Here is a 20,464-nt window from a genome sequence, read left to right on the forward strand (position 1 = left end):
CAATTAAAAGTAATAAATAGTTGTAAAGGGATTGGGGCTGGAAAAGTGATTGATGAGAATTTTAATAAAAAAATTCATCGTGTAAATTAAGTTCAAATTATTGAATATCTTCGAATTATTAGTCAAGCTATTCATGTGTGGGAGTGAAGTTCTTCCTTTATGACTGTTGAGACGGCGTATAATTTCAGTATATTTGTAATACTAAATACGAACCTATGTCAGATTTCCTACACCTTCATTGCCATACTCAGTTTTCCCTGTTAGATGGTGCCTCCAAGATCGATGTGATGATGAACAAGGCAGCCCAAGACGGACAAAAAGGCATTGCTTTAACCGATCACGGCAATATGTTTGGCGCCTTTAAATTTGTAGCGGAAGCCGACAAGCGAGGGATTAAGCCCATAGTGGGATGTGAGTTTTATTTAGTAGAGGACCGGTTTAAAAAATCGTTCTCTCGCAAAGCCGGAGAAAAAGACAAACGTTACCATCAGTTGTTACTGGCCAAGAATATTACCGGGTATCGCAACCTGTCGATGCTGTGTAGTTTGGGATTTATGGAAGGACTGTACAATGATTTTCCTCGTATCGATAAAGGATTATTGGAAAAATATCACGAGGGTATTATTGCCACGAGTTGCTGTATTGGAGCAGAATTACCACAAAATATATTGGCTGGAGATCTGGCCTTGGCTGAGGAAAATTTGAAATGGTGGTTGGAAATGTTTGGCGAAGATTACTATATTGAATTGCAGCGCCACCGCGGTTTGGATGATATCGATGGCAGGGGAGTGAGCCAAGAAGATATCAATCAAGAATTGTTGAAGTTGGCCAAGAAATACAATGTCAAAACCATAGCTACCAACGATTCTCACTATGTGGAGGAAAGCGATTGGAAAGCCCATGATATTCTACTCTGTATCAATACGGGGAATAAAGTCAATGAGGATAAAAGGTTTAAATTTCCGAGTTCAGACTTTTATTTTAAGACTCAAGCCCAGATGCAGCAGTTGTTTGCCGATGTTCCTCAGGCCATTGAGAATACCATGGATATATACGACAAGATAGATCATCTCAAGTTGTCACGGGACATATTGGTGCCTGCTTTTCCTGTTCCCCCTGAATTTCCAAGCCAGGAAGAATATCTCCGTCATATCACCTATGAAGGAGGTAAAAAGCGATATCAGGAAATCAACGAAGTGGTCAGAGAACGACTGGATTTTGAATTGAGTGTAATCAATGGAAGTGGATATGCTGGATATTTTTTGATCGTCCAGGATTTTACCACGATTGCACGGAAACTGGGCGTGTCCGTGGGACCGGGCAGGGGATCGGCAGCTGGATCTGCTGTGGCCTATTGTCTGGGGATTACCAATGTAGATCCCATAAAATACGATTTGCTGTTTGAGAGATTTCTAAATCCAGAAAGGGTGTCCATGCCCGATATCGATATCGATTTTGATGACGAGGGGCGAAGTAAAGTGATCGATTATGTAGTCGATAAGTACGGGCGCAATCAGGTGGCTCAAATAATAACCTATGGTTCGATGGCGGCTAAAATGTCAATTCGAGATGTGGGGCGGGTTTTGGATATTCCTTTATTTGAAGTCAATCAGATTTCTAAAAATTATCCCAGTCACCCCAAGGCCAGTTTGGAGAGGTTGTTGAAAAAGGGCAATATTGATGAGAAAATTCGAGGAGATTTATCTCCTGAGGACGAACAGAAAGCCCAGCTTATTCGCAAGATGTCTGAAGAGGACAGCCCTATAGGCGAGATGTTGCGAACGGCTAGAAACCTAGAGGGTTCGGTTCGAAACACTGGGATTCACGCTTGTGGAGTGATAATAACTCCCAAGGATATTCGAGAAATTATTCCTGTTTCGGTAGCTAAAGATTCAGATTTATTGGTCACTCAGTTTGACAATTCAGTGGTGGAAGATGCCGGATTGTTGAAAATGGACTTTTTGGGTTTGAAAACCTTGACCATTATTAAAGATGCCATTAAACTGATTAAAAAGCGCTATCCCGATGTAGATATTGATCCCGATAAAATTCCATTGGACGATGAATTGACTTATGAGAAAATATTTCAAAAAGGTCAGACCATCGGAGTATTCCAGTACGAGTCCCCCGGAATGCAAAAAAACCTTAAACTATTAGCACCCAATAAATTTGAGGATTTAATTGCCATGAATGCCTTGTATAGGCCGGGGCCGATGCAGTACATCCCCAACTTTGTCGAGCGTAAACACGGTCGTGAGGAAATTGTCTACGATTTGGCCGATATGGAAGAATACTTGGCCGAGACTTATGGGATTACCGTTTATCAAGAACAGGTAATGCTACTTTCGCAAAAATTGGCAGGATTTAGTAAAGGTCAAGCCGATATCCTGAGAAAGGGTATGGGTAAAAAGAAGAAAAAAATTATTGATGAACTATGGCCTTTGTTTTTAAAAGGTGGAGAGGAACGCAATCACCCCCGCAAGGTATTGGAGAAGGTGTGGAAGGACTGGGAGGCATTTGCTGCCTATGCCTTTAACAAGTCACACTCTACTTGTTATGCCATAGTGGCCTTTCAAACGGCCTATCTCAAGGCCCATTATCCCGCCGAATTTATGGCAGCGGTATTAATGCACAACTATTCGGATATCACCAAGTTGGAATTTTTCCTAAAAGAGTGCCGGGCTATGGGGATTAATGTATTGGGACCTGATGTCAATGAGAGTTCATTAAATTTTGATGTCAATCCTGATGGAAATATTAGAATCGGTCTATACGGACTGAAAGGAGTGGGGGAATCAGCGGCCAAATCTTTGGTGGAAGAGCGCGAACAGAATGGTAAATTCCAAAGCGTTGAAGATTTTATTAAGAGGATCAATTTGAGAACGGTCAACAAGAAGAGTATTGAAAATTTAGTCTATGGCGGAGGCTTTGATACTTTTCCCGATATTCATAGGGCGCAGTATTTTGAACCATCAGACAAATACGATACCTTTATTGAACACATCGTTCGATATGGGAATATGTATAAAGACGCCAAAAATTCAATGGAAAACTCATTGTTTGGCTTTGAATCTACGGTAACCCTTCAAATGCCCAGCCCCCCAGAAGTAGAGCCTTGGCAGTTGATGTATAAACTGGAGAAGGAAAAAGAAATCGTAGGCATATACGCCAGCGGACATCCCCTGGATCAAGTCAGTAGATTGTTGAAGGAAATGACGGACTGCGATTTGAGGACTATGGAAGATCACATTGTGGCCGGTAGAAGATTCAAAGTAGGTGGGCTAGTGACTTCTGCGAGAGCGGGAATTAGTAAGCGTGGTTTGGAATACTGCGTATTTACGATTCAGGATTACAGCGGAACCTATGAGTTTTTTATCAGTGGTAAGACCTACCTTAATAATAGGGGGTTGTTGGAAGTGGGAAATTTCCTTCTGTTGTCGGTAGCTTTTAATCAAACCAGAGGGGGCGATGTGAGACATTCTATTGAATCGGTCAATCTCTTAAGAGAAATAGCTGCCAAATCCATTGTCGGAGTTCAATTAATCGTTCCTATTACCGACATCAACGAAGTGTATATTCATGAGGTAGAAAGTTTTATCAGTCATTATCCAGGACAACAAAAATTGAAATTAATCGTTTTCGACAAGGAGAAGAACGATGTGCAAGTAGGATTTCAGACTACTACCGAAGGGGTGACAGTAGATAATGATTTATTGGATGAATTGGCTTTTAAAGGACATCAATACAAGGTTTTGTTGGGAAATGCTTCATAAAACACTCTATATATTATTAATTCTGGGACTTGGTCTATTTGATGGGAATAGTCAATCCCCTGATAATTTTAAGGGAGTGATACAGTTTGCAGATGTGGAAGACTTGATAGAATCATCATCGGATACCTTACTCATTAATTTTTGGGCGACATGGTGTGCCCCTTGTATCGAAGAATTGCCGCGAATAGATTCTTTTGCGATGAATCATCCAGATGTGAAGATCGTATTGATTAGTCTGGATTTTGAAAATCAACTCGCATCAAAATTAATTCCCTTTATGGAATCTACAGAACTCTCTCATGATGTATATTTGTTGTCGGATCCCGATGTGAATACATGGATTCCCAAGGTAGCGGAACAATGGTCGGGAGCTATACCAGCCAGTTTAGTTTTGACCAGAGGGGAACGATTTTTCTATGAAGGATTGTTTACAACTATAGAAGAAATTGAAAATTTTACGAAAACAGGAAAAATATGAAAGGTTTAATTTACGGAATTGGTGGTTTAATTGCCTTAATGGCGACTGGCGTAGGCACATTTTTAGGGATAAATAATGATATTGTCGCTTATAAAATAGGTGATGTAGTTGCCGATTTTTCATTAAAAGATTTCGATGGCAAAACGGTTTCCCTGTCAGATTATAATGGTTCCAATGGATATATCGTAGTCTTTACTTGTAATACTTGCCCCTATGCAAAGTTGTATGAAGATCGAATTATACAATTGAGTGAAAAATACAAGGCAAAAGGAATTCCTTTGATTGCCATCAATCCCAATGATCCAAGTCTTAAGCCCGGTGATAGTGCCGATGAAATGAGAAGTAGAGCAGAAGAAAAGAGCTATCCTTTCCCTTATTTAGTGGATACTAAAGGGATTTACGCCCTTTTTGGTGCCAAAAAAACACCTCAAATCTATGTGTTGGATTCGGCTAAAAAAATTCAGTATATAGGGGCCATCGACGACAATGCTCAGAGTGAGGAAGGAGTAAAAGTCAATTATGTTGACGCTGCTATTGAAGCTGTTCAATCGAATAAAGCCCCAACGGTAAAGGAAACTAGAGCCATTGGATGTACGATTAAACCGCGTTCGTAGTCGGGCAGGGGTTGATACTTCCTTCTACATATAGGATAAGAATTAAAAATGCTGACTAAACTATTATAGGATATTAAAGGGAAATTCTTTTAATCAGTCTTTCTATTTTTTCACCGTTTGTTTGTAAATAATTGTAATCGTGAATATCTTCCAAATTCACTAAGGTTAGTGATTTGTTTCTATATTCCATTGTGCTTTTAACGTCGATTTTCCCCGAGAGATGAAATTCCTTGGCTTGGGTATATTCGTAGACATCTAGAATATTGTTTTCATTGATTCCTCCCCCAGGCATTACGATGATATCATCACCGGCCAACTTAACTAGGGATTGAAGCTGTTTGACTCCTTCGGAGACTGAATTCTTACCGCCGGAAGTCAATACTCTGGGAATGCCGAGTTCAATTAAATCGGTTAGGGCTTTTTCTTGATCCAAGCACTGATCGAAGGCTCGGTGAAAGGTAATGTCCATGTTGCCTGCCAGTGTTATTATTTCCTTGGTTTTGTCGATGTCGATACAACCATCTTTGGTTACAAATCCTATAACAATTCCGTGAACACCAACTTCTTTACAAAATTGGATGGTGGAGGATATTTCTTTCATTTCCGAAGGGGAGTAAATAAAATCTCCACCTCTAGGCCTAATGAGTACGTTTATTGGTATCTTGACCTCGGCTTTGGTACATAGTATTTGACCGGGACTGGGCGTGGTGCCACCGATTTCTAAATTGGAACATAATTCGATCCTATGAGCACCCGCTTGATCTGCTATTAAAGCCGATTGTAATGAATTTGCCGCTATCTCTATTTTCATAAGTAGTATCAGAAAAATTTATAATCTTTGCCAAACTAAATAATAAATACGGTATGAAGAATATTATCTATGGTTTTGTTGCATTTATTTTTGTCACAATGTTTGCATGTGGTAACGATCAAACCAATCTAAAGTATAAAGATTTATTGGAATATGGGATCCCTATTGAGATTCTAGCCCCTGATAGTGTCACTGTTTTTTCTAGTGATATGGGGATTCAGAAAGATGTAAGCCTCAAGGGAGAAGACGGTTATGAGATTCAACTGTTTTATTCCGATGCCTTTCGCAATCAAAAAGATGCGGTTAGTGATTTAAAAGAGGTTATCCAAGCCAATCCCTATTTTAAGGAAATATTAGAGGAATCAGAGAATGGATTCATTTATTCCAATCAATTGGATTCTACCTTAGTCAATTATGGTTTTCGCTATTTAATTGTGAAGGCGGGCAAGGAATTTATTGTTCAACCAGGGATGTTGGGAATCTATACCTTGGACGAAGTGAAGAAGCTATACGATATTGCTGAAAAAATAAAATAGCATTGAGGTTTAAATCGATTTAGTCTAAAAGAATTATAGGTTATTTTGGCCCTAAAGGTCAAATAGAGATTGATTTCTTGTGTTGGATTGGAATTTTTTTGGCTTTGATCGATTATACCGTTTAGAAAAATATAAAATTAGTAGAAATCGAGGGCTTTCTATGGTAAAGCGAAAATTATTTAATTAATTTGAGTGCTTTATAAAAAGTCCTGGCTATTTAATTCTGATTTTAGTGGAAAAGGATAGTTTAGGGCTAATATTTTTTAATGTATAATCGATAAAAAAACTATGAAATTAATACGATTTGGAGAAGTTGGAGCCGAGAAACCAGGATTGTTAATCGACAATAAGAGGTATGATGTCAGTCATCTGGTTTCGGATTTTGATTTCGAATTCTTTGCGGCTAATAAATTAGCAGAATTAAGTGAAGCAGTTGCCGGCGCAGAATTAACAGAAGTGGGGGCAGATGTACGTTGGGCAGCTCCTGTACACCGTCCTGGAAAAATAATTTGCATCGGTTTGAATTACGCCGATCACGCATCAGAATCTGGAATGGAATTGCCCAAAGAACCAGTTGTATTTTTCAAAGCATCGAGCGCAGTTGTTGGACCTTATGACGATGTGGTAATCCCTAGAAACAGTGAGAAAACCGATTGGGAAGTTGAATTGGCTGTAGTGATCGGTAAGAAAGCATCTTATGTATCATTGGAAGATGCATTGGATCACGTTGCCGGTTATACCTTGCACAACGATGTGAGCGAGAGAGGATTCCAATTGGAGAGAGGAGGTCAATGGGTGAAAGGAAAGAGTTGTGATACTTTTGCGCCAATAGGTCCTTGGATATCTACTCCAGATGAAATGGGAGATATCAATCAACTAAATTTGTGGTTGACTGTGAACGATAAGAAATACCAAGATGGTAATACTAAAAACTTGGTTTTTGATATACCTTATATCATTCATTATTTAAGTCAGTTTATGACCCTTGAACCCGGAGATATTATCTCTACTGGTACACCTGCAGGAGTTGGTTTGGGTTTCAATCCACCGATATACTTGAAGGCAGGAGATGTCATGGAGTTGGGTATTGATGGTTTAGGGAGTAGCAAACAAAATGTAGTTCAACACCCATAATTAAATAATTGAGGTGAAAAAATATTGTTTGGCGCTGGATCTCGTACCGGACGAAAAGAAGATAGCCGAATATGAAGCATATCACAAGGCTGTGTGGCCCGAGATATTGAAGAGTATCCACGATAGTGGGGTGACGAAGATGGAAATCTATCGCTTCGGCTATCGCATGTTTATGATTATGACGGTCACGGATGATTTTTCATTTGAACAAAAAGCCAAGGCCGATGCAGACAATCCTAAAGTACAAGAATGGGAAACATTGATGTGGGAATATCAACGTCAGATCCCGGGGTGTAAGCAAGGTGAGAAATGGGTGCTGATGGATAAAATTTTTGAAACAGAAAGTACAGAATTTTATGAAAATTATTGATGCCCACCAACATTATTGGAATTATAACCCAGTTCGAGATGCTTGGATTAACGATGAAATGTCTGTGATCCAACGCGACTTTTTGCCGGAAGACTTGCAGGGGATATTGGCAGAAAATAAAGTGTCAGGGACGATAGCGGTGCAGGCCGATCAATCATTAGACGAAACCAGATTTTTACTGAACTTAGCAGAAAACAACGATTCAATTCTAGGTGTGGTCGGTTGGATCGATCTGCGCAGCCCCAATTTGGAAGAAGACTTGAAAGAGTTTGAAAGCCAAACCTATTTATCTGGCTTTAGACACGTAGTCCAGGGGGAGTCAGATCCCTTGTTTATGCTGCGTCCGGATTTTCTTCGCGGATTGGAGATAATCTTTGAGCGGGGATATACCTATGATATTTTAATCTATCCCCATCAATTGATCGCTGCATTGGAGTTGGCCAAACTTTTCCCCAATCAACCCATGGTTATTGATCATATGGCCAAACCCTACATCAAAGATGGTTATATAGACGGATGGGCTGCCATTATGAAAGAGTTGTCCAATTACGAGCAGATGTATTGTAAGGTGTCGGGTCTCATTACAGAGGCCAATTGGAGTCAATGGACGGATAAAGATATTTTTCCTTATTTGGATCATGTGACTAAGTATTTCAGCAGTGATAGATTGATGTTTGGTTCCGATTGGCCTGTGGCTTTGGTCGCTGGTCAATACAAGGAAGTACTGGATCTGGTCAAAACCTATATTCAAGTATGGGAAGAGGAAGATCAGCGAAATATCTTAAGTCGTTCGGCTGAAGAATTTTATTTAAAGCAAATAATAGATGAATCATGAATTTAGGATTAGAAAATAAAGTATACATTGTCACTGGAGGATCAAAAGGAATAGGAGGAAGTATCTCCGATGTGCTGGCCGAAGAAGGAGCCATAGTGATTATCGCCGGACGTAAATCGGTGGACGGAGAAAAGAAGGTCAGTGAGATAGTTAGTAAGGGCGGAAAAGCCGATCATTTTCAAATAGAGTTGACCGATACTGAACGTTGCAAAGCCTTAATAGATTACGTCGTTGAACAACATGGCGGGATCGATGGTTTGGTTAACAATGCTGGTGTCAATGATAGTATTTCATTGGAAAATGGTTCTCCAGAGGAGTTTATGGCTAGTTTTCAACGCAATGTTATCCATTTTTATGCCCTGGCTCATTATGCCTTACCGCATTTGAAGGCCAGCAAGGGAAGCATTGTCAACATTGGATCTAAAGTAGCAGAAACAGGTCAGGGGAATACTTCTGGTTATGCTGCGTCGAAAGGAGCTGTCAATGCATTGACCAGAGAATGGGCCGTAGAGTTATTGCCTTATAGTATCCGAGTAAATTGCGTCATCCCCGCAGAGGTATGGACGCCACTGTACGAAAGATGGATCAATAGTTTGCCCAATTCCGAGGAAAAATTGGCTTCTATTGTTAGCAAAATTCCATTGGAAAAAAGATTTACCACAGCTGAGGAAATTGCCAATGCTACCGTATTTTTATTGTCAAATGACAAATCAGGTCATACGACGGGACAAATACTGTATGTAGATGGTGGTTATACCCATCTCGATAGATCTTTGACCTAATATTGATTTTCAATATACATACACTAACTAAAAATTGAATTACAACAAAAAGTATGACTAGTCAAAGAGAAAAAAAAGTATTGCTTATTCATCCCAATGACAATGTCTTGGTGGCATTGGAAGACCTAAAGGCAGGGGATCGTGTGCGCAATAACGATGGCTATATTGAAATAAAAGAAGATATAGCAGCTAAGCATAAATTTCCCATTGTCGATTTAGATGCCCAGGATACTGTAACCATGTATGGAGTATTGGTAGGGGTAACACAGATGCCTGTTGGACAAGGATGTCTGTTGACTACTGAAAACCTTCACCACGCTTCCAATGAGGATTATAAAAAAGAGATTGACGACTATAGTTGGGATCCTCCTCAAATCGATCATTTAAAAGATTTGACTTTTAATGGATATCATCGCAGTTCTGGAGAAGTTGGGACGAGAAATTATTGGTTGTTTGTGCCTATGGTTTTTTGCGAAAACAGAAATCTCGACATCATTCGTGAAGCTTTATTGACGGAGTTGGGGTATGAACCGGAGAATAAATATCGGAGTTATGTAAGACAAGTATTGTCGCCCAATGGAGGTTCAGCCGCAGAAGCTGTAGTCAAAGAAAGAAAGTTTAAAAATATAGATGGGATTAAGTTTCTAAAGCATCAAGGTGGATGTGGAGGAACTCGAGAAGATTCCATTGTTTTGGGAAAACTTTTGGCTGGATATGCCGATCATCCCAATGTGGCTGGAGTTACCGTACTCAGTTTGGGATGTCAGCATTTGCAAGAAGATGGTTTTAAGAAACATATAACGGATCGAAATCCTGATTTTGATAAGCCATTATTGTTTTTTGAACAGCAGCGGTATACCAGTCAGGATGAGATGATATACGACGTCATAGATCAGACATTGGCAGGTATTTCGAAGGCCAACGAAGAGGAGAGAAAACCAGCCCCACTCTCAAAGCTCATCATGGGTATGGAGTGTGGCGGTAGTGACGGATTTTCAGGTATTTCGGCCAATCCTACCGTGGGTAAAATTTCAGATTTTGTCACTAGTTTTGGAGGTAAGGTTATGTTGGCTGAATTTCCAGAATTGTTTGGTGCCGAACAGGATTTGGTCAATCGAATGACGAAGCCAGAGATGGTAGAGAAATTTACCTATTTGATGAAAAATTACAATGCAGCAGCTTTAAAGGTAGGCAGTGGATTTGATATGAATCCATCGCCAGGAAATATCAGAGATGGATTGATTACCGATGCCATCAAGTCTTTGGGAGCAGCTCAGAAAGGAGGCCGTTCACCGATCAACGATGTGTTGGATTATACGGAGAAGGTTAAAGAAGATGGACTTAGCTTATTGTGTACTCCTGGAAATGATGTAGAATCAACTACGGGATTAGCAGGAAGTGGGGCGAATATGATATTGTTTACTACTGGATTGGGCACACCGACAGGGAATCCTATTACACCAACTGTAAAGATATCGTCTAATACCATCTTAGCAGAAAGGATGCATGATATTATAGATTTTGATACGGGTAGTATTATTGAGGGTAGTGAAGGAGTAACTGAGGTGGCCGAGAGGTTGTTGAAGACGATAGTTCAGATAGCCAGTGGAGAAGTCCATACCAAGGCAGAGTTGCTCGGGCAAGACGATTTTATTCCTTGGAAGAGAGGGGTTAGTTTATAATAAGACGTAAATATTAATATACACATGAAAAAGTTTGAAAATAAAATAGTAGTTATCACCGGTGGAGCGAGTGGTATTGGTTGGGCGATAACTGAGGCTTTTGCTGCTGAGAATGCCATAGTCTATATGTTGGAGATCAACCAAGAAGCTGGATTGTTTCAATTGGAATCCCATGGATATTCGACAGATGTGATCAAGTGTTTGGCTTGTGATGTATCAGATCAGGGACAGGTAGATACTTGTATTAAGAGTATATTGAGTGTTCACGACAAGATTCATGTATTGATCAACAATGCAGGGATAGCCCACATCGGCAATGCCGTGACTACTACTGAGAGCGATATGGATAGAGTATACCAAGTCAATATAAAGGGGGTATACAATTGTCTCCATGCCGTAATACCCAATATGGTGCAAACAGGAGGTGGAGTAATTCTCAATATGGCTTCCATTGCAGCTACTTTGGGGTTAAGCGATCGATTTGCATACAGTATGAGTAAGGGTGCGGCTTTGACTATGACCTATTCTGTGGCCAAAGATTTTATTGATAAGGGGATTCGATGTAATGCGATTTCACCGGCTCGCGTGCACACTCCGTTTGTGGACGGTTATTTGGCGAAAAATTATCCGGGGAAGGAGGAAGAGATGTTTGAAGCATTATCCAAGACCCAACCCATTGGTAGGATGGCTAAGCCTTCAGAGATAGCCGCATTGGCCGTGTTTTTGTGTAGTGACGAAGCTGGGTTTATTACAGGCTGTGATTACACTATAGATGGAGGGTTTACGAAATTGAACACTTAGACAGTTGTTTTATTAAATTATTATATTAAAAATTATCGAGATGGCTGAAGTAGAAAAAGTAGCAAAGGTAAAGGAATCTCATGCGAGGTCTTTCATCAAGGGAGTTACTTGGCGGATCGTGGGAACATTGGATACGATGTTGATATCATATTTTGTGACCGGTAATTGGACCTTTGCTTTTTCCATAGCCAGTATTGAAGTGATTACCAAATTGTTGTTGTATTATTTTCACGAGCGGGCTTGGCAGTTGTTGCCAAGGGGGTCTGTAAGGACTTGGTTTAAGAAGTAAATTATACGGTCTTAGAAAAATAATTCCCAAATAATAGGTGCCATGATTACCGTGAAAATGGCATTGAAAACCATGGCCAATCCGCTGTAAATTCCTGTTTCATCACTGATTTCTATAGCGCGAGCTGTGCCTATTCCGTGACTGGCTGTGCCTATCGCAGTGCCCATGGCTGGAAAGTGTTGGATGCCCATATACCGAAGTAGTATAGGGGCAAACATGTTTCCAAATAATCCCACTGCTATTACCAGAACAGAAGTGACCGTAGGGTCCCCATTTAGGTTTTGGGTCACTTCGATGGCTATAGGTGAAGTGATGCCCATAGGGAGTAGAGTAGCGATGATGGTTGTTGGGAAGTCCAACCATCGTCCAATCGCCACAATCAATAATAAACTAATACAGCAACTGCTAAATATAGAAAGTAAAAAGGGATAAATGTTTTTCACAATGGAATGAAGCTGCTTGTACAGCAGGGTGCCTAGAGCTACCACAGTGGGGCCTAGCAGAAAAGTGAGGAACCTACTTTCGTGAAAATAGGTAGTAAACGGAGTCTCCGTTGCTTTTAGGGTAATGATGGTTCCCATAATGGCAAAGAAAACGGGGATAAAGAGAATCAATGACCAGCGTTTGTAAAGTCGTCGTGCCATTAAGAATAATAAGATAGTAATAACAGTGATCATTGGAATCTATTAATGATGTTTTTAAATCGGGTAAATAAGTGTCCAACAATCAGTAAGCTTAAGATAGTGGTTCCGATGGCAATGGCGACGATGGGTAGGCTCCATTGTTCAATGGCTTGATATGAATCCATAATACCCACTCCATAAGGCACAAAGAACAATGCTAGGAAACTCAATAGTAGGGTAGAAGCATGGTCCACCCAGGACAAAGGGATTATATTCAATTTTAAAGCGGTGAATAATAAAATCATACCTATAATACTGCCTGGAATGGGGAATGGAATAAAGGGGGCTAAAAATTCTCCCAGAAAGAAAAGGAGAACGATAATTCCGAATCCACGAACTAAGATAAATCCTGTTTGAATTAGGGGAATCAATTTATTTTTCACAATGTATTTTTATTCATTCAATAGTAATGGCTGGGCAAAATACTAATTTCTAAAGAGATGGTTAATTTTTGACTTTGTATTTCGTATTAAGCTAGTGGTTTGGAAAGAAGTGTGGGAGCCGAAACGTTGAACTGAGCCGAGTTAAAGTGTGGAAGTAGAATAATATTATTTTTCAACAAAGATACCATTAAATAAACTATCCCAAGTCGATGTAAAGGAATCGGAGCCGGTGGCTCAGGCGTGATTATAACGTCGTCAGACTATTTCCGGCGTGACTGCCCCGTAATTCGACAGTAATTCACTTTTGATATAATGTCGTCCACTTCGACTCAGCTCAGTGCGCCGCTTTCAGGACTTCTGTAGAAAATATCATCCTCCCCATTAGTATAAACAATATTTTACCTCTCGGTTGCCATAGGTATTACATAAAGAAGCCACATAGTGGTGACCTATTAATAGATAAATATGATGAATCAGGTTAAGTTCTAGAGGAGGGACATGTATATTGTTCTTCCACAGCGCCTCCATGTTTTTCTGTCTGGAACAGGATTTATAAAATTACAAGATTAACAAGATTTACTGCCTCGAGTTGTCATTTTTTTTGCGTGATTATAACGTCGTCAGACTATTTCCGGCGTGACTGCCCCGTAATTCGACAGCAATTCACTTTTGATATTATGTCGTCCACTTCGACCAACACTTCGACAGAGCTCAGTGCGGCGGCTCAGTGCGCCGCTTTCAGGACTTCTGTCAGTTATCAACTTGATTTTATCCAAGATTCTTCAAAATAATTCAAGCTTGCTGCTAATCATAAACGAGTTTCATATTGAGCTATATCAATATCGCATTTGCCAGCTCTTGATTTTATCGCCTTCAACCGTAAACAAAAAGTTGGCCTTGTTGGTATATCCACGGCTATGGTATTGTCCTTTTACGACTACTTCATGGCCATTTATTTCAAATTGAGGGGCATCGACCTGCCCTTTTCTCTCGATAATATCACTTTCCAACCAACTGAAAAAGTCTTTTCCAGATTTCCATTCTCCATTTCCATAAGCCTGCTGAGCATTTTTGTGAAATAAGGAACGGATTTTTTCGCCATCATTTTCGGACATGGCAGCTATTAATGATTGAACCACCAGTTCTGGATTATTTTGTAAATTTTCAATATTTGAATTCATAGATATTGTATTTGTTTTGTTTGTGTTTTGTTGTTTGATCTCTTGATTAGAATGGTGTGCACTCGGATGTCCACAAGCATTTATTGTTATAAATAAGGTAGCTAGGATGCAATAAAATTTCATGAACTATAGATTTTGTAAAAGCTATAGTAAATATATGATTAATGTGGATTAAGAGCAAAAAAAAGGAAGACCATTGGCCTTCCTTTATTATCTTAATGAATCTATGTTCTACGTTTATTTATCGATGGAATTGAAGCAGTACTTCGACTTTAACTATCTGACAAATCGATCTGCAAATTCAATATACTGTACCCAGTCGTATCGGGTTACATCGTGCTTGCCCGATCTTTTGTGATAGGAAACTCCAGGGGTAAATCTGGCCTCGTTGACCTTGGGAGGAGTAACATCGTTCAGTGAAGGAATGCCGTATAAATCATAGGCCGGCTTGGCATAATAACCTGAGAGATATTCCCCTTTGGGATCGGCCCACTCATCCTGCTCTGCACTGGCAATGTATACTGGGCGGGGAGCCATCAGTGATATCAACATATGTTGATCAAAGGGCAATTCACTTTCTTTGTTGTTGTATTTTATGAAATTGTCGTTAAACCAATGGGGGAAATTTTGATTGATCACAGCGACTCGTTCGCCAAATTCTCTTTTGGACAAGGCTGCACCACCACATCCAGAATCATTGGAAATGGCTGCTGCAAATCGAGGATCGGTGACTCCAGCCCAAAGAGAGGTCTTACCCAATCGCGAATGACCAAAAACGATAACCTTGTTTTCGTCGATGTCATTATCCGTTCCCAAGTAATCCAATGCTTTGGAAAGTCCATATGACCATATTCCAATGCTTCCCCATTCTTCAGAAGTCGGTTTGGTCTGGCCATCTTTGTAGAATAATGGATGAAGTCCATTTTGGAATCCATCATCGAAATCGGGATCGATATCGCCGTAGTAGATTAATCCCAATCCATATCCCTGAGATACGATGTATTCCACCGGCCATCGTGAAGAACGTACGCCCCTGGACACTTCATCGGCTCGATTTCCGAAAATATGGAAATTTGCATTGTCTCTTACCCAACTCGAGTGGATAGAGATGTTTTCATTGGGATTGGCAGTGTGGTTGCCATAAAAATTTAGCCCTAAAAACATGGGAGCCGGTTTGCTTACCTTTCTCGGAATAAATAGAGTGAGTCGAACGGAATGTCTACCGTTGGCATTGGAAAATATCATGTCTACTTCCTTGATGTCGGCAAGATCTGGGATGGCATTTTCTATATCTTTTACCACTACATAATGCACTTTGACCTCGGTGTCTGGTTGTGTACCATACATTTGTTGTCTGAATATATCTAATATTTCTGGTCGTCTAATCTTTTCCCAGGCTTCAACAGTATTTACTTTTTGTCCATCGGTAGTGGACAATACATCTACAATATCGAATTTGGGCACTTTGGCCTCATCGTAATTGGCTTTTTGTGCATGAGTATATTGGACACTGAATAGAAATAGGCAGAAGGCCAAGGTTGTTTGGATAGATTTATTCATAGTTATTATATTATTCTCATAAAAATAAACAAGTCTATGGTGAATTGAAAGATTTATAGTGATGTTTATCCATTTTTTGTAAACTATAATATAAACAATAGACAATAATTGAATGGAATTCCTGGCAGTAGTTGGAGCGATATTGTGTTAGGATGCCAAATTATTATAAGAATTTCATAATTGTGATCTTTAATAAATGCTTCAAATTTTCCTACATTAGTTCTTTTAAAATTAAATTACCAATATGAACAAAATGATATTTCGAATGCTTGGCCTGGTTATGGGGCTAATCCCTTTTTTATTGTCAGCTCAAACCAAATTGCCTACTTTTTTTGGTGATCACATGGTGCTTCAACAAAAAGAATCAGTCGATATTTGGGGGTGGGACAAGCCCGGACAGACGGTGAAGATAAAATCTTCTTGGGGACAAGAAAGTAAGGCGAAGACCGATGACGATGGCCGATGGACGGCATCTATTAATACACCAGCTGCTGGCGGCCCTTATCAAGTGTCCATATCTGGTAGTGAAAATGTTCAGTTGCGCGATGTAATGATAGGTGAAGTTTGGATTTGTTCTGGTCAGTCCAATATGTCGATGGCGTTGAAGGGCTATGATAATCAACCCATCTTCGAAGCTGGAGAGACCATTCTAAAAGCCAATCAATCCAATATTCGGATGTATACAGCTGGGCGTAAGGCCAGTGTAGAAGCCTTGGACGATCTCGAAGGCGATTGGAAAGTATCGAGTACAGAAACGGCCAGTGACTTTAGTGCTGCGGCCTATCATTTTGGTTTATATCTAGAAGAAATGTTAGATGTTCCGGTTGGATTAATAGTGACAGCTTGGGGCGGATCTAGAGTGGAAGCTTGGATGAATGAGGCTGGACTCAAAGATGCGGGAGTAAATAATATTCCTACTGAAATACCTTCGAAAAGTCCTCACCATGCACCTACATTATTGTACAATGCTATGATAAGTCCCCTCGTCCCATATAAGGCAAAAGGATTTTTGTGGTATCAAGGTGAGTCTAATGTGGGCAATGCCCATGAGTACACGAAATTGTTTTCTAATATGATAGAGGGATGGCGGAAAGATTGGAATAATTCAGAGATGCCTTTTTATTTTGTTGAAATAGCTCCGTATAATTATGGAAGTCGAAATTCTGCTTATTTAAGAGAAGCTCAATTGAATACCCAAAAAAATCTGGCCAATACCGGAATGGCAGGGACCATGGATTTGGGTAATTGCAGCAATATTCATCCCGGAGACAAAAAGAATGTAGGACGAAGATTGGCTTTGTGGGCTTTGAGTCAGACTTATGGAATGAAAGGTATAGAATATTCTGGACCAATCTATAAATCCATGGAAATCAATGATGCCAGTATCGAATTGAGTTTTGATCATGCGGATCGTGGATTTTCAACCTACGGGGAACCGATACAAGGATTTGAAATTGCCGGGGAGGATGGCGATTTTGTTGAAGCCGATGTTTCGTTTAACCGAAGTAAGAAAACCATTGTAGTTAGTTCTAAATCCATTGCTGAACCCAAGGTAGTGAGATATGGTTTTGGCAATTGTCCAGAAGCTAATCTATTTAATACCTATCAATTACCAGCCCCTTCTTTTAGGACGGATCAGTAAAAAAGTATAATCTATTGTCAATAGAAAAATAAAAAAGACCATTGGAGAAATCCAACGGTCTTTTTTTATCTGTCACAATATATTCATTTCGCAATATGTATATAAAAAAACCGCTCAGTAATCGAGCGGTCTTTTTTTAACTTGCTTTCGTCTTTTGTAAGCAACGGAATTTTGTGCTTATACGCGAAAAAACGATTCGATAATTATAAACGTAGTTTGTATTATATCATATCTTCTGGTCGTACCCAGGCATCAAACTCTTCTGCGGTAAGATAACCCAGGGATAGTGCGGCTTGTTTAAGAGTGGTGTTCTCTTTGTAGGCTTTTTTGGCTATTTCCGCTGCCTTGTCATATCCAATCTTGGTATTGAGGGCAGTAACCAACATCAATGAATTTTCAAGCTGTTGTTGAATTCTCGGATTGTTGGGGACTAGACCTTGGATACAGTTGCTGTCGAAACTAATACAAGCATCGGCGATAAGGTCGGCTGACATCAAGAAATTGAATATCATAACTGGTTTAAAGACATTCAATTGAAACTGTCCATTCATACCCCCAACACTAATGGCCACATCATTTCCCATCACCTGTGCCATAGCCATAGTTAGGGCTTCGGCTTGAGTTGGATTGACTTTGCCTGGCATTATTGAACTACCCGGTTCGTTGGCAGGAATAATGTATTCTCCAATACCACTTCTCGGACCAGAGGCCAACATTCTAATATCATTGCCTATCTTCATCAGGGAAACAGCCACTGTTTTTAATGCACCGTGACTTTCAACTATGGCGTCATGAGCCGACAAAGCTTCAAATTTATTGGCTGCAGATACAAAAGGTTTACCCGTCAATTCGGCGATTTTTTCCGCTACTAAAGTTGCATAACCTTCTGGAGTATTGAGTCCAGTTCCCACCGCTGTACCACCTAGGGCCAGTTCAGATAAATGGGGAAGGCTGTTCTCTATGGTTTGAATTCCGTGATCCAACTGGCTTACATAACCAGATAATTCTTGACCTACGGTTACAGGGGTAGCATCCATAAAGTGAGTTCTACCAATTTTTACGACGTCTTTGTATGCTTCTGATTTTTCAGCCAAGGCGTTGCGCAATTGTTTAATGGCTGGAATCACTTTGTCTACCAATTTTTGATAGGCTGCTATATGCATGGCCGTAGGGAAGGTGTCATTGGAAGACTGAGATTTATTGACATCGTCATTGGGATGTAATATTTTGGAATCATCAGTTAAACTTCCTCCTCGCAATACATGTCCTCTATTGGCGATTACTTCATTGACATTCATATTGGATTGAGTACCAGATCCTGTCTGCCACACTACAAGGGGGAACTCCTCGTTTAATTTTCCAGCGAGGATTTCGTCGGCCACTTCGCCGATCAGTTGGCTTTTGTCAGCGGGTAAGACACCCAATTCCATATTGGCCATGGCTGCTGCCTTTTTTAAGATTGCGAAACCGTGAATTACTTCGGTAGGCATTTTTTGACCACCAATCTTGAAATTTTCCATTGATCTTTGGGTCTGAGCAGCCCAATATCTCTGAACGGGTACATCGATATAGCCGATACTGTCTTTTTCTTTTCTACTATCCATTGAATTTGTCATTTAAAAGATCATTGTTTTTTAGTACTTCTAATATTGTGTAGTATTGAGGTGGTAACCCTAGTGGTCGTCTCGATAACTACTTGAATTAATAATCAAATTTATAATATTACCTATATTTATCCCTAATTTGCGCCATTAAATGCAAAAAATATGAAAGTAATTGCTGCAATTCCAGCTCGTTATCAGTCCACTAGATTGCCGGGAAAGTTGATGGCCGATCTGGGGGGAATGACTGTGATAGAAAGGACGGTAGAAAATATTCAAGCGATGAATCTCTTTGACGACGTCATCGTAGTCACCGATTCACAGGAAATAGAATCGCAATTACAAGGTCAGTGTAAGATTTATCGCAGTGCACAAAATCATATCTGTGGAACGGATAGAATTGCCGAATTTGCCCACGATTTTGACGCTGACCTTATTGTCAATGTGCAAGGTGACGAACCTTTTCTTCAAAAAACAGACATAGAAGCCATTATAGAACTTATGTCCAAACCGGAAAATCAATCCATCGATGTAGTATCGCTAAAACATCCCATCGAACATTCTATGGAACGCTCCAATCCCAATTATGTAAAGGTGGTGACTGACCTCAAAGGTCAAGCCCTTTATTTTAGCCGATCCGACATCCCGTTTCGGCGACACAATGGATCGGTAAATACTTACCGACATATTGGTATTTATGCTTTTAGAAAGTCCGCCCTTATTGCTTTTGCCCAACAATCACCTACTCCATTGGAGGAAGTAGAGGTGATTGAAGCCCTCCGAGTCCTCGAAATGGGGATGACATTTCAATTGTTGCTCGCCCAACATGTGACCATTGGTATCGATACCAAAGAAGATTTGATATGGGCCAACAACTTTTTGTCCGAATAGGGTAGAGGGATACTTTACTTGGAAAGATTGATTTAGGGTAAAATGTATGGACGCCTGAGTTTTATCATTTATTGATCTAGATTAGAAGCAGAGCATTTAGTATCGATCAGTATATCGAAAGTTTACCCTTCATTATAGCTGAATTTCGTATTAGATATCATTTCTATCATGGAATTGCTTTAGTATAATTATTGAAAATAGATTTTTACTTGAGTATGTTATTATCGGACGTTTTTATTTTTCTGCCTATACATTTATTTAAATATTCTGCGTTTATTTAACAGTTTTAAATTATGTTAAAATGGAATATTTGCACAATAATACAAATGAAAGTATATTGTTAAATAAATTCTGTTTTTATTACGTCGTATATTGAAGGATTGTAGTTTTTTTTGATTTTATTTCTTATTTTTTAAAT

19 protein-coding genes are annotated in these 20,464 nt (G+C 39.8%); 13 read left to right on the forward strand and 6 right to left on the reverse strand.

The window, feature by feature from the left end:
- The first annotated feature begins 215 nt into the window (after positions 1–215).
- Genes dnaE through LVD51_RS15940 form a run of 3 tightly spaced genes read left to right on the forward strand, consistent with a single transcriptional unit; the run spans position 216 to position 4,865 of the window.
- Entirely contained in the window at positions 216–3,773 is a 3,558-nt protein-coding gene (gene dnaE, locus LVD51_RS15930) for a DNA polymerase III subunit alpha (protein ID WP_236972354.1), read from the forward strand.
- On the forward strand, positions 3,718–4,251 hold the full coding sequence (locus tag LVD51_RS15935; protein ID WP_236972355.1) for a TlpA family protein disulfide reductase: 534 nt from the start codon (positions 3,718–3,720) through the stop codon (positions 4,249–4,251). The genes dnaE and LVD51_RS15935 overlap by 56 nt, the downstream gene beginning before the upstream one ends.
- On the forward strand, positions 4,248–4,865 hold the full coding sequence (locus tag LVD51_RS15940; RefSeq protein ID WP_236972356.1) for a thioredoxin family protein: 618 nt from the start codon (positions 4,248–4,250) through the stop codon (positions 4,863–4,865). The genes LVD51_RS15935 and LVD51_RS15940 overlap by 4 nt, the downstream gene beginning before the upstream one ends.
- Before the next feature lie 73 nt (positions 4,866–4,938).
- On the opposite strand, the gene LVD51_RS15945 is transcribed toward LVD51_RS15940, so the two are convergent.
- Entirely contained in the window at positions 4,939–5,676 is a 738-nt protein-coding gene (locus tag LVD51_RS15945; protein WP_236972357.1) for a copper homeostasis protein CutC, read from the reverse strand.
- A gap of 53 nt (positions 5,677–5,729) precedes the next feature.
- On the opposite strand from LVD51_RS15945, the gene LVD51_RS15950 reads away from it, so the two are divergent.
- The 8 genes from LVD51_RS15950 to LVD51_RS15985 all read left to right on the forward strand — a co-directional run bounded on the left by LVD51_RS15950 (position 5,730) and on the right by LVD51_RS15985 (position 12,105).
- Positions 5,730–6,212: a hypothetical protein gene (locus LVD51_RS15950; protein ID WP_236972358.1), complete on the forward strand. Its 483-nt coding sequence runs from the start codon at positions 5,730–5,732 to the stop codon at positions 6,210–6,212.
- A 288-nt stretch (positions 6,213–6,500) separates the two neighbouring features.
- Positions 6,501–7,346, forward strand: a complete 846-nt coding sequence (locus LVD51_RS15955; protein ID WP_236972359.1) for a fumarylacetoacetate hydrolase family protein — start codon at positions 6,501–6,503, stop codon at positions 7,344–7,346.
- 13 nt (positions 7,347–7,359) lie between these two features.
- Positions 7,360–7,716 carry an L-rhamnose mutarotase gene (locus LVD51_RS15960; protein ID WP_394803185.1) on the forward strand — a complete coding sequence of 119 codons (357 nt, stop codon included), beginning with the start codon at positions 7,360–7,362 and terminating at the stop codon, positions 7,714–7,716.
- Complete coding sequence (locus LVD51_RS15965) at positions 7,703–8,551, forward strand: amidohydrolase family protein (RefSeq protein WP_236972361.1); 849 nt, start codon at positions 7,703–7,705, stop codon at positions 8,549–8,551. The genes LVD51_RS15960 and LVD51_RS15965 overlap by 14 nt, the downstream gene beginning before the upstream one ends.
- On the forward strand, positions 8,548–9,333 hold the full coding sequence (locus LVD51_RS15970; protein ID WP_236972362.1) for an SDR family oxidoreductase: 786 nt from the start codon (positions 8,548–8,550) through the stop codon (positions 9,331–9,333). The genes LVD51_RS15965 and LVD51_RS15970 overlap by 4 nt, the downstream gene beginning before the upstream one ends.
- Positions 9,334–9,386: 53 nt before the next feature.
- Entirely contained in the window at positions 9,387–11,015 is a 1,629-nt protein-coding gene (locus LVD51_RS15975) for a UxaA family hydrolase (protein WP_236972363.1), read from the forward strand.
- Positions 11,016–11,039: 24 nt separating this feature from the next.
- Positions 11,040–11,816 carry an SDR family NAD(P)-dependent oxidoreductase gene (locus LVD51_RS15980; RefSeq protein WP_236972364.1) on the forward strand — a complete coding sequence of 259 codons (777 nt, stop codon included), beginning with the start codon at positions 11,040–11,042 and terminating at the stop codon, positions 11,814–11,816.
- 40 nt (positions 11,817–11,856) lie between these two features.
- Entirely contained in the window at positions 11,857–12,105 is a 249-nt protein-coding gene (locus tag LVD51_RS15985; RefSeq protein WP_236972365.1) for a DUF2061 domain-containing protein, read from the forward strand.
- 11 nt (positions 12,106–12,116) lie between these two features.
- On the opposite strand, the gene LVD51_RS15990 is transcribed toward LVD51_RS15985, so the two are convergent.
- From LVD51_RS15990 to LVD51_RS16005, 4 genes are all read right to left on the reverse strand, one after another.
- A complete protein-coding gene (locus LVD51_RS15990; RefSeq protein WP_262912795.1) occupies positions 12,117–12,782 on the reverse strand; it encodes an LrgB family protein in 666 nt (221 codons plus the stop codon).
- The gene (locus LVD51_RS15995; protein ID WP_236972367.1) at positions 12,779–13,171 is read right to left on the reverse strand and encodes a CidA/LrgA family protein; all 393 of its coding nucleotides are present in this window, start codon (positions 13,169–13,171) and stop codon (positions 12,779–12,781) included. The genes LVD51_RS15990 and LVD51_RS15995 overlap by 4 nt, the downstream gene beginning before the upstream one ends.
- Positions 13,172–14,007: 836 nt before the next feature.
- Positions 14,008–14,352 carry a nuclear transport factor 2 family protein gene (locus tag LVD51_RS16000; RefSeq protein WP_236972368.1) on the reverse strand — a complete coding sequence of 115 codons (345 nt, stop codon included), beginning with the start codon at positions 14,350–14,352 and terminating at the stop codon, positions 14,008–14,010.
- A 276-nt stretch (positions 14,353–14,628) separates the two neighbouring features.
- Positions 14,629–15,912 (reverse strand): glucuronyl esterase domain-containing protein, encoded by a 1,284-nt coding sequence (locus tag LVD51_RS16005; protein WP_236972369.1) that lies wholly within the window; start codon positions 15,910–15,912, stop codon positions 14,629–14,631.
- 244 nt (positions 15,913–16,156) lie between these two features.
- On the opposite strand from LVD51_RS16005, the gene LVD51_RS16010 reads away from it, so the two are divergent.
- The gene (locus LVD51_RS16010) at positions 16,157–17,554 is read left to right on the forward strand and encodes a sialate O-acetylesterase (RefSeq protein WP_236972370.1); all 1,398 of its coding nucleotides are present in this window, start codon (positions 16,157–16,159) and stop codon (positions 17,552–17,554) included.
- Between the two features lie 221 nt (positions 17,555–17,775).
- Here the strand turns inward: LVD51_RS16010 and fumC are convergent, their stop codons facing one another.
- On the reverse strand, positions 17,776–19,158 hold the full coding sequence (gene fumC / locus LVD51_RS16015) for a class II fumarate hydratase (RefSeq protein WP_236972371.1): 1,383 nt from the start codon (positions 19,156–19,158) through the stop codon (positions 17,776–17,778).
- A gap of 162 nt (positions 19,159–19,320) precedes the next feature.
- On the opposite strand from fumC, the gene kdsB reads away from it, so the two are divergent.
- Positions 19,321–20,046 carry a 3-deoxy-manno-octulosonate cytidylyltransferase gene (kdsB, locus tag LVD51_RS16020; protein WP_236972372.1) on the forward strand — a complete coding sequence of 242 codons (726 nt, stop codon included), beginning with the start codon at positions 19,321–19,323 and terminating at the stop codon, positions 20,044–20,046.
- Positions 20,047–20,464: the final 418 nt, after the last annotated feature.

Source organism: Membranihabitans marinus, from assembly GCF_021729155.1.
In the GTDB taxonomy this organism is placed as follows: domain Bacteria; phylum Bacteroidota; class Bacteroidia; order Chitinophagales; family Saprospiraceae; genus Membranihabitans; species Membranihabitans marinus.